We start from the raw sequence: 10,184 nt of genomic DNA, 5'->3' as shown, positions 1-10,184 counted from the left end.
GCGGCGGTGCGGGGGGGGGGGGGGGGGGGGGGGGGGGGGGGGGGGGGGGGGGGGGGGCCCCCCCCCCCCCCCCCCCAGCCCGCATGCCTCTGCGTTATTTGGGCTGTTTGGCCTTCGCGTATGCCTCACGGATCTCAGCCGGGATGCGGCCGCGCTCGTTGACCTGGTAGCCGTTCTCCTTCGCCCAGCTTCTGATTTCCGCGGTGTTCCCGCCACTGGCGGCGCTCTGGCGAACAGCCTTTCGTGTTTTCCCCGTCTTGCGTCCGACCTTCGTGAACGGCGCTACGGCCTCCAGGAGCCGGTCATAGCTATCCGGTCCCAAGTCCAGTTCATACGTCACACCGTCGAGAGACAGGACGTGAGTGGCGGCCTCGGAGGTCTCTTCGCCGGTGAGGTCATCGGTATAGATGGTGACAATTTTCTGAGCCATGGACGGATTGTAGGGCCATCCGAGTGCCACCGGGTACGAGGCGACATCTCTGGGTCCGCTGCCGGTCATGACTGCCGAATTCCCGCACCACTTTCCCCTGGCCGCCAGCCGACGTCAATTCCTTGCTGGTCCCCCCAAAAGGAGCCCTGCCATCTGTGGGCCAAGCGTAGAAACCGTGGCGATACGACACCGTTGCGCTCCGACACTAACCATCCGAGTCATTTCGAGGCGAGCCGAACGCCCCGGGGCCCGCCCCTCCGGCCTGCCGCCGCCCGGCGCCGGCCGACTTCCCGCTGGCCGCCGGCCTCCGCCGAGTGAATTGGTGGCCTTTCTCTGATATTGCCGCAGGCAACAGATGCCGCATTCCGATTGCGGTCGGCCCCCAGGGATTGGCCGGGCGGTCGTAACTCGTCGACTCCCCACCGTCAACCCCTACGATCAACCGTCAGCCGTGGAGAATCCAGTGGCCGCCGAGTGCCAACGGGCCGAGCACGAGACCGGCCCACGACATGACGCCGAAGATTTTCTTCTTGTTCTGCTCGACGGCGATGAGGTCCTGCTCGGACTTGGCGGTCATGAGGAACGGGCTGCCATCCGAGGGGGCCCCTATGCTCAGTTCGCCGCGCTCGTCGTCACGGGCCTCGCCGCGTACGTAGAACTGGTCGCCCGCCCGCAGGACCCACTCTTCCTGCTGGAAGCCGAGGGTCCGTTGGCTGCGCGTCAAACCGGGGAGGTCGAGGAATCCGAACGATTCGTTCTGACCGGGCTGGTAGACATCGAAGTGGTCGAGGGTTTTCGGCGCGTGGTCGACGATGCCCTTCCCGGGAACCACAACGGTCGACCCGGACCCGTCCTCGACGAGGAAGGGGGAGGGACTGATGAAATCGGAGACCACCTGGCTCTTGCGGGTGATCTTCATGTCGATCCCGGAGCCGCTCCGCGTCTCGTACCTGCGCGTGATCCGCGTACGGAACCAGACGCATTCCGTCCGGCCGAGCTGGGACGTCAGCGGACCGCTGGGGTGCGGACGGGCGGTCCCCGCCGCCTCGACGAGCTGGCGGAACGCGCCGGTGCCGACCGCGCCGAGCGCCGCCTGGTGCAGTTCACGCAGTTCGTGGGACGACACCGTTTCGGTGGTCACCATGGCGTGGACGCGCTTCCTCGCGCGCAGCACCTGGAAGACGCTCAGCACGCCCAGCCCCAGGAGGAAGAGCCCCAGGAATGCAAGCACGTGACGTGCACCTCTCTGTCGATGTCGGTCGATGACGTAGGTCAGCGGAACGTTTCGCGGATCCTGCGGAAGGTCTCGTAGAAGCTACTGAAGATCTGGCTGCCCGCCCTGACGAGACCGGCCACGGCGAACCAGGCGACCAGCAGCAGGCCCAGCACGAGGGCGATCCATTCCCACCAACTCATGACCGGCTCCTTACCTCGGGACGGGGGAGGGCCCGGGAGCCCGGCGCGAAGTCTATGTGCCGGTCCGGCGAGGGGAGGAGGGCGCCAGGGAGCGCGGCCGATCACGCCCGAGAGGCCGGCGCTCAGAAGCGCGCCCGCGCCGGCTTCCCGGCCGGTGCGTCGGGTGACGCCGCGGCCGACACGTTGGCCGCTCCGATCAGGCCGTTTCCGCGGAACCGCCCGGTTCGTCGTCCGGTGCCGTCTCGAAAGACTTCAGACCGCCCGCCAGCACACCGAGCGTCTCGTCCGCGAGGTCGCGCAGGAAGGCGGGGCACACCCACGCGTCCAGGGGCTCGTCCTCCTGGTCCGCCTCGTCTTCCTCGTACCACCCGTAGTACTCGGCGATCTCGGCCCGGCCGCCCGGGCTGCGCAGCGAGTAGCCGACCCGGTTCGTGTAGTCCGGATCGTCGGTATCAGGATGCTCGCCGGAGCCGTGGGTGCACGGGGCGTCGCCCAGCAGAGGGACGGCGGCTTCGATCCCCTTGATCATCGCGTCCGGTACCGAGCGGTCCGTGATCCTCTCCGACGCCGCGTACCAACAGGTCGCGTTCATGGTCACGAGGTAGCCGGCCAGCACTCCGCGCGTCGGCCGGGCGGGAAGGCGGGTGGCCTCGTCGATCAGTTCCTCGTGCGGATCGCCGTAGGGGTAGTCGTTCACGATGGCCGAGAGGTCGCTGATGCGGCTGTGGTGGTCCTCCGGCGCTCCCACGGGGATGCGACGGACGGTGAACGGGGCGATCACATCCGCGGTGAGACGAGCCCATCCCGCGACATTGCCCGGGCACAGCACCCGCTCGGTCTCGGTCTCACCGTCCCGTGTCAGGAGTTCGCCGGTGAGCAGCCCGGTGTCACCCGTCCAGATCTCGTCCGGACACCCACACACGGGCCTGCTCCCCGCCCGGGTCGGCGGCGAGCCTGCGCGCGCAGTCCAGGACGAGGGGGTCCGCTTCGTCCGCCGGGGAGGTGTCGTGGATGTGCTGCCAGGCATCGGCAAGTTGGTCAACGGTGAGGTCAGTGCTATCGATCACGACATACACGACGGAGTCGGTGCCTGTGCGGTTCCCGGCCGATCTTGCGTGAGGGCGGGGCCGGCCGGTCCCGTTCGCGATGGACCGTCAAGTGGCCGCTTCGGGGGCCGGATCGGTATCGGGCAGCGGGTGCGCGGTGTTCGGTGGCGGGTCCGTCGGTCCGGTCGCGTCCGTGTTCGCGTCCACAGTCGTTTCCGTGTTCGCGTCCGCAGTCGTGTCCGAGGCAGGTGTCCGCTCGTCCGCAGACGTGGCGTGCCGCTGAGCAGGTGGGGGGAAGCTGGGCTCGTTGCGGTAGGCGAGCCGGATCATCTCCGCCATGAAGGCCCGTACGCGCGGCGTCTCCGCGTCGGCGGCGGTCGCCACGATCACACTGCGGGTCACGGTCGGCCGGCAGGGGATGAAGCGCACGCCGGAGGAAGCGGAGCTACGGACCATGCGCGGTACCAACGTCACCGCGAGACCGGCCGCCACCAGATGGAGTTGGGTGGCGTAGTCGGATACGCAGTAGCGCACCTCTGCCTCCACCTCGTGCGCGCGCAGCAGTTGCAGTAGGGCTTCGTGGGCGTCGCTCCCCGCCGGACAGCTCGTCCAGAACTCGCCGTGGAGTTCCCTCAGTTCCACGAACTCCCGGTCGGCGAGCGGGTGTCCCTCGGGAACCGCCAACTGGGCGTCCTCGTGCATCAGACGGGTGGTCCGGATGCCCGGCGGCATGTGCGCCGGCCGATGAGCCCAGCTCTCCGTGACGACCGCGTCCAGTTGCCGCGCCTGCAGCATCGGGATCATGTCGACCGCCTCACCGTCGCGCAGGGAGGGTTCGAGACGCGGGTGGCGTTCGATCAGGCTGCTCAGCACGGGCGGGACCAACGCCCGTATGGCGCTCGCGACGCCACCGATGCGCAGCGGACCGGCGACGAGGCCGTGCAGATTGGCGAGGTCGCGCTCGGCGTCCGCGAGCGTGGACACCATGGACTGGGCGGGCCCCGCCAGGATGTGACCGGCGCTGGTCAGCCGGATGCCGCGTCCGTCGCGCTCGATGAGTTGGCACTGCACCTCCTTCTCGAGTTTGCGCAGGTGCTGGGACACCGCCGGGCCGGTGATATGCAGCGCGGCGGCCGCCTCCCCCACGGAACCGAACCGGGCGACGGCGGCGAAGACACGTAACCTCTCCCAAGTGATCATGTAAGGCAGGCTAACGCTTTTAGCTAATGAATCTTGAATAGTGTTACAGGGCTCACGCTGCGATCGTGGACGTTGTGGATGCGACCTCAACGCCCTCCGTAACGACCACTGATGACCCCGACCGGGCTCCGCGGCCCGCCATAACGGCTCCCGCGCTGCTCGTCATCAGCGGTGCCGCCTGCTTGTCGGCTTCGGCGATGTTTGTCAAGCTTGCCGACATCACCGCCGGGACCGCGGCTTTCCTTCGCTGCGCCCTTGCCCTGGCCGTACTTGTGCCACTGCTTGTTCATGAGGTACGGCGCAAAGGGCGCCTCGCGCGGCCACTTCAGGGTTATGCGGTGGTCGCGGGCGTATTTCTCGGCGTGGATTACGTCATGTGGACCATGAGCATCCTGGACATTGGTGCCGCGGTCGCCACGGTGCTCATCAACGTGCAAGTCATCGCATTCCCCCTGCTTGCCCGGATCATCGGCGGAACGGCGATTTCTCGTCGTTTCCTGTTCACCGCCCCCGTGATGTTGGCTGGAATCGCGCTGTCCAGCGGCGCACTGGAACATGGTGCGGCAGAGGGGAACACGGTGCGCGGTGCGTTCCTGGGGGTGGCCGCCGGTGTCGCCTATGCCGCGTATCTGTACCTCAACCGGGTGTCGGGCGAACGCAGTCCCACTCACGTGGTGACGCCGATCTGCATTTCCACCGGCGCCGCCGCGGTGACCGCCGGAGTGATCAGCCTGTTCGCCACCGGCATCACCCTGTCGATGTCGCCGGCGTCGTGGGGCTGGGTGATCGCCCTCGCCCTCCTCGGGCAGGTGGTGGCCTGGCTGCTGATCAGCACCGGGACACCCAGGCTCGCGCCGAACACCTCCGCCGCCCTGCTGCTGCTCCAGCCGGTCATGGCCATCGGCTTCGGGCTGCTCATCCTCAGGGAGACGCCCACCGCAGGCCAACTCATCGGCTGCGTGGTCGTGATCGCCGCGGTGTGGTTCTCCAACCGCAGGCCCGCCCGGGCAGCACCAGCGGCTCCGGAGGAAAGCACGCGATAAGCGCGAAAGCGGCTCTGACAGAAATATCCGCCGAAGTTCCGCCAACAGACGGGAAGCATGATGAGTGAAGTGACACTCGCGGTAGACGACTATCGCCTGATCGCCCCGATCACCCTCCCCGGTGACGGCCGGGCACCCGGCGAGGTCAAACCCCTCAGCGATTCGGAGGAGTACGACGCCTATTTCCGCATAGAGCATCAGGACGACATGCCGCCGGACACGTGGGTGAACACCGTGCTCTCCGTCGCGGAACAGGTCAGCGCCGACCTTCCGGCCACCAGCCTCGAAGAAGGCGACCAGGCGCAGATTCTCGACGGTATCGCCATCATCCTGCAGCACACGCTGTGGCAGATGGCGAGCTGAGAAGGTCTCAGATCTCCGACCCCACTGGCGAAAGGAGAGCACCACAGCAATGCCTATCTCGTCGGAACAGCAGACGGCGGTGCGCCGTTGGAAGCTCGGGCATCACGTCTTCCATCTGCACCTCACGGTGATGAACACCTATCTCCTGGCCCTGGAGAAAGCGATCGACGAAAGGGACTGGCGGTCCGCCCGCCCGCTGCTGGGCACATTGAGCAGACTGTACGGCGCCGCGACCTCCTGCATGCGCTACGCATCGGATTTCCCGGAGACGGCCTACGAAAGCCTTATCAGGCCGTCGATGGAGCCGCCGTGGCTCAATCCCGGATTCTCCGGCAAATTCAACAGCGACCACGAGCGGATGCTGGACCTCATGCGCTCGATACGCACGAGCCTGAAGCGGGCGATCCGCTCCGGGGGCGTACCGGAGGAGGTCGAGCGAGCGGCCACACAACTCTGGCGCGCCCAGTCCCACAACCGCGCCAGTCACAAGCTGATCTGCGAGAAGTTCGTCCCGGGCGGCCAGTCGCTGCTCCAGGACTACTTCAACGCCAATGCCTGACGGACACACACGGACACACACGAAGAGGAGATTGTCATGGCCATCACCGTAATCGAGACCTGGTGCCTGAACGACGAGGCCGCCGGCCAGGCGACCAAGGTCATGCAGCGCATGGACGACGCGCTCGGTGACAACGCCCACGCGCACGCCGGCTGGAACGGCCACGCCACCTTCCTCCAGGACGACGCCGACCCGCACCTCGTGACGTGGCAGTACTCCTGGCGCAGCAAGCAGGACCACCAGGACCTGCTCGCCACCGAAGAGAGCCTGGCGGAGCCGCTGTACCGCGAGTTCTGCACGCGTCCGCGGCACATCCGCTACGCCACCGAGCTGGAGGTCGAGGTCGAGCACGACCACTGATCCCTCACGTCGGCTCGCGTGCCACCTAAGGACACCTATGAGTGAGAACGTCGGGGACTGGAGCCCCGAAGAGCTGGAGAAGAACGGCCAACTCCTGCTGTCGCAACTGCGCGAACACTTCACGACGTTGCGTCAACAGCCCGTCACCACCCAGCGCTCCGCACAGGAGATCCGTGCGGTGCTCGACGAACCGCTGCCGGACGCCCCGCAGCCGTTCCCCGAGATCCTGAGCCAGACCTGGGACGATGTGCGTCCCCACCTCACCCTGTGGAACCACCCGCGGTTCCACGCCTACTTCAGCAACAGCTCCAGCGGACCGGCCATCCTGGCCGAGATGTTCACCGCCGCGCTGAACGTCAACGTGATGCTGTGGGATGCCGCACCGGCCGCCGCCGCCGTGGAACTGACCGTGCTGGACTGGCTCGCCGAGATGGTCGGCTACACCGCGGCGGAGGACTCGGTCCTGGTCGACGGCGCGTCCCTGGGCACGCTGTACGCCCTCGCCGCGGCCCGGGAACACCTCGCCGGCCTGGACATCCGGCAGCAGGGGCTCGCCGGCCGGGACGTCCCCCGGTTGCGGATCTACACCTCCGACCAGACCCACAGCTCCATCGACAAGGCGGCCATCACCCTCGGTATCGGTCTGGACAACGTGGTCCGCATCCCGGCCGACCCCGAGGGCCGGCTCGACCCGGGCGCTCTGAGGGAATGCCTGGAACGGGACGAACAGCTCGGCTACCGGCCGATGGCCGTGGTCGCGAACGTCGGCACGACCTCCGTGGGAGCGATCGACCCGGTCGAGGACCTCGCGGACGTATGCGCCGCGCACGGCACCTGGCTGCATGTCGACGCGGCCTACGGCGGCTTCTGGAGGCTGGCCCCCCAGGTCCGCCCGCACCTTCCCGATCTGTCCCGGGCGGACTCGCTGGTGGCCAACCCGCACAAGGTCCTGATGTGCCCGATGGAGGCCGGCGCACTGTTCTGCCGGCACCGCGATGCCCTCACCAACACCTTCCGCGTCGTACCGGAATACCTGCGCACCCGTCATGAGGACGGCAGCGTCGACTTCATGAACTACTCCCTGCAACTGGGCCGGCAGTTCCGCGCGCTCAAACTGTGGTGGCTGATCAAGTCCTTCGGAGTTTCGGGCCTCACCGACCGGCTCAGCGCCACCGTGGCCCTCGCCGAGGGCCTGCGGGAGCGGGCCCGCTCCGACCCGGACTGGGTGGTGGAGAACGACACCCCGCTGCCGTTGGTGTGCCTGCGCTACCAACCGCACGACCAGCGACTGGACCCCCGGGACGCCGATGACCTCAACCGGCGCATCCACCGGGCCGTCAACGACGCCGGGGGGTCCTTCGTCTCCCACACCGTGGTGCGCTCCGGGTACGCGCTCCGCATCTCCATCGGCAACATCCACACCACCGAAGCCGACATCCAAGCCCTGTGGGGAGAACTCACCTCGGCCGCCCAGCGCTGCACCGCCCCGCGTCCCAGCGAAAGGAGCCCCTTATGACCCCGTCCCTCACCGGAGCGGCCGCCCAAGTCCGGCAACAGGTCCCGGCCGAGCCCGAGACGTTCGCCGACCGGCTGGCGCGGCACCACGCCGTCGGGCGGTGGGGCGCCGCCAACGAGAACCAGTCCTGGACCCCCAACCCCCGCTCGGTGCCGGCCCTGTGGCGCTATGCCGACCTCCGCCCCCTCGCTGTCGAGGCCGCCGATTTCGTCAAGGGCGAGGACGCCGCGCTCCGGGTGATCACCCATCTCAACCCCGGCCACCCCGACTACGAGTCGGCCGTCGGTCACCTGTACTCGGGGCTCCAGACACTCAAACCGCACGAGACGATGACGGCCCACCGGCACGCGGCCTCCGCCATCCGTTTCGTGATCGAGGGCGCGGGCGGTTGGACGGCCGTCGACGGTGACCGCATGGCCGTCGGCCCCGGGGACGTGGTGATCACCCCCAGTCGGCTGTGGCACGAACACGGCAACGACGCCGACGACGGCCTCGTCATCTGGCAGGACTGCACCAACGACCCGCTGGTCAACACGCTCGGCGCGAACTTCTTCGAGCTGCATCCGCAGCGCAGTCATCTCGCGGCACAGCCCCGCACCGACACCCTCGCGCACTACGGCGGGCTGCTGCTGCCCGACACCCGCCGGCACAGCGCGGCCTCCCCGCTGTTCTCCTACCCTTGGGACAAGTGCTACGAAGCGCTGATCGCGGCGGCACGGGCCGGTCACCGCTCGGAATTCGACGGCACGATCATGGAATACACCAACCCCGTCACGGGCGGCCCGGTGACGCAGACCATCGGCGCGAAACTGCAACTGCTGGCGCCCGGTGAACACACCCGCAGCCACCGGCACACGGGATCGGTCGTCTACGTGGCCGCGCGCGGCAGCGGTTCGGTGACGATCGACGGCGTGGTCCACCCGTGGAGCGCCGGCGACACCTTCTGTGTGCCCTCCTGGTCATGGCACAGCCACGCCAATCCCGGCGCCGACGAGGCCGTGCTGTTCTCGTACAACGAGTTCCCCCTGCTGGACAAGCTCGGCCTCTACGCCGAAGAACCGGCCGGGCGATGAACAGCGGTCGCCGGTGGCGCACCCCGTGGCCGGTGGGCCCGCCGGCGACCGCACCCCACCCACCACGACAGGAAGGAGGCGGCCATGCCATCGGTCCTGCTGCTGTTGTCAGCCGCCACCGAGCTACCCCTCACCGACGGAAGTAGTTACACCACGGGATTCTGGCCCGAAGAGGTCGTCGAACCCGAAGCGGTCTTCACCGCCGCCGGCGTCACCACCGTCATCGCCACTCCCGAGGGCGCGCCGGCCGGCCCCGACCCCGCGGGGCTCACCCCGCAGGGAACCGGGTATTCGGCAGAGCGCTGCGCCGAACTGCACCAGGCCGTCGAGGCGCTCCGCCCGCGCTTCACCACTCCGGTCCCGCTGCGGACCATCGACGTGGAGACGTTCGACGCGGTGTTCATCCCCGGCGGCTACGGGCCGTTGGCGGACCTGTGGGCCGACCCCGACTGCGGCCGCGTACTGAGCGCTTTCCATCGCGCCGGAAAACCCATCGCCGCGGTCTGCCACGGCCCCGCGGCATTGCTCTCCTCATTGGACGCCACCGGCGACTGGCCTTTCAGCGGTTACGAGATGACGGCTTTCACCGATGAGGAAGAGACCGACCTCGGACTTGTGGACCTGATCCCCTGGACGACTCAGGGCCGGCTGGTCAAACGCGGCGCCCGCTTTTCGGCGGGCCCGCCATGGGGCGAACACCTCATCCGCGACCGCGCCCTGCTCACCGGCCAGAATCCCGCTTCCGCCATGCCGCTCGCCCGTGCACTGTGCGAAATACTCTGAGATGAAAGCCGCCTGACGCCCTGGGGCAGCGGCGGCCATGAACGCCGCTGCCCCACGGCAGGCGCCCTGCACGGCCGTACGGGGCGCACCGCCGCCCTGCGGTGAAGCATCGCGGATCAAACGCCCGGAATATTAATGAACAGGCTCCTTGCGCGGCGCATCTCCAGTCATTTACCGTGAGATGCGAGAAGGAAAATTCAAGCCGGGTCGGAAATTTCGATCCGCCCGCGCCGCCGATATTCTCCCAAAAAACCCGAGTTGAGGAATCTCCTCGGTTTTATGGCGGCAGCCCGTAACTCCCCCCCCGGAATCCCAAAGCCTACCGAGCCCCGCCCTGGCCAAGTGCGGGATTCCCAGGCAGTAAAGACGGAGGAAAGAATGACGACCGTATCTGT

General features: G+C 67.9%; 13 protein-coding genes. 7 read left to right on the top strand and 6 right to left on the bottom strand.

The annotated features are described in order from the left end of the window. Positions 1–94 precede the first annotated feature (94 nt). From ACZ45Z_RS09025 to ACZ45Z_RS09000, 6 genes are all read right to left on the bottom strand, one after another. Positions 95–430, bottom strand: a complete 336-nt coding sequence (locus tag ACZ45Z_RS09025) for a histone-like nucleoid-structuring protein Lsr2 (protein WP_468358432.1) — start codon at positions 428–430, stop codon at positions 95–97. Positions 431–875: 445 nt separating this feature from the next. Then, on the bottom strand, positions 876–1,661 hold the full coding sequence (locus ACZ45Z_RS09020; RefSeq protein ID WP_468358429.1) for a GIDE domain-containing protein: 786 nt from the start codon (positions 1,659–1,661) through the stop codon (positions 876–878). Between the two features lie 41 nt (positions 1,662–1,702). Further along, positions 1,703–1,846: a hypothetical protein gene (locus tag ACZ45Z_RS09015; RefSeq protein WP_468358426.1), complete on the bottom strand. Its 144-nt coding sequence runs from the start codon at positions 1,844–1,846 to the stop codon at positions 1,703–1,705. Between the two features lie 196 nt (positions 1,847–2,042). Next, on the bottom strand, positions 2,043–2,768 hold the full coding sequence (locus ACZ45Z_RS09010; RefSeq protein ID WP_468358423.1) for a hypothetical protein: 726 nt from the start codon (positions 2,766–2,768) through the stop codon (positions 2,043–2,045). Continuing rightward, on the bottom strand, positions 2,734–2,913 hold the full coding sequence (locus ACZ45Z_RS09005) for a hypothetical protein (RefSeq protein WP_468358420.1): 180 nt from the start codon (positions 2,911–2,913) through the stop codon (positions 2,734–2,736). The genes ACZ45Z_RS09010 and ACZ45Z_RS09005 overlap by 35 nt, the downstream gene beginning before the upstream one ends. Before the next feature lie 87 nt (positions 2,914–3,000). Continuing rightward, positions 3,001–4,092, bottom strand: coding sequence for a LysR family transcriptional regulator (locus tag ACZ45Z_RS09000; RefSeq protein ID WP_468358417.1), 1,092 nt, complete (start codon positions 4,090–4,092; stop codon positions 3,001–3,003). 65 nt (positions 4,093–4,157) lie between these two features. On the opposite strand from ACZ45Z_RS09000, the gene ACZ45Z_RS08995 reads away from it, so the two are divergent. The 7 genes from ACZ45Z_RS08995 to ACZ45Z_RS08965 all read left to right on the top strand — a co-directional run bounded on the left by ACZ45Z_RS08995 (position 4,158) and on the right by ACZ45Z_RS08965 (position 9,789). Beyond that, positions 4,158–5,135 carry a DMT family transporter gene (locus ACZ45Z_RS08995; protein ID WP_468358414.1) on the top strand — a complete coding sequence of 326 codons (978 nt, stop codon included), beginning with the start codon at positions 4,158–4,160 and terminating at the stop codon, positions 5,133–5,135. Positions 5,136–5,204: 69 nt separating this feature from the next. After that, on the top strand, positions 5,205–5,498 hold the full coding sequence (locus ACZ45Z_RS08990; RefSeq protein WP_468358412.1) for a hypothetical protein: 294 nt from the start codon (positions 5,205–5,207) through the stop codon (positions 5,496–5,498). A 49-nt stretch (positions 5,499–5,547) separates the two neighbouring features. Continuing rightward, positions 5,548–6,057 (top strand): hypothetical protein, encoded by a 510-nt coding sequence (locus tag ACZ45Z_RS08985; RefSeq protein ID WP_468358409.1) that lies wholly within the window; start codon positions 5,548–5,550, stop codon positions 6,055–6,057. A gap of 36 nt (positions 6,058–6,093) precedes the next feature. Then, complete coding sequence (locus ACZ45Z_RS08980; protein WP_468358406.1) at positions 6,094–6,417, top strand: hypothetical protein; 324 nt, start codon at positions 6,094–6,096, stop codon at positions 6,415–6,417. A 37-nt stretch (positions 6,418–6,454) separates the two neighbouring features. After that, positions 6,455–7,933 (top strand): pyridoxal phosphate-dependent decarboxylase family protein, encoded by a 1,479-nt coding sequence (locus ACZ45Z_RS08975; protein ID WP_468358403.1) that lies wholly within the window; start codon positions 6,455–6,457, stop codon positions 7,931–7,933. Beyond that, entirely contained in the window at positions 7,930–9,006 is a 1,077-nt protein-coding gene (locus ACZ45Z_RS08970; protein WP_468358401.1) for a cupin domain-containing protein, read from the top strand. The genes ACZ45Z_RS08975 and ACZ45Z_RS08970 overlap by 4 nt, the downstream gene beginning before the upstream one ends. Before the next feature lie 84 nt (positions 9,007–9,090). Next, positions 9,091–9,789 (top strand): type 1 glutamine amidotransferase domain-containing protein, encoded by a 699-nt coding sequence (locus ACZ45Z_RS08965; RefSeq protein ID WP_468358398.1) that lies wholly within the window; start codon positions 9,091–9,093, stop codon positions 9,787–9,789. Positions 9,790–10,184 lie beyond the last annotated feature (395 nt).

This window comes from Streptomyces sp. NPDC031210, assembly GCF_055570395.1.
The sequence above is the reverse complement of the archived record's forward strand: the minus strand, read 5'-3'. Positions and strand labels throughout refer to the sequence as shown.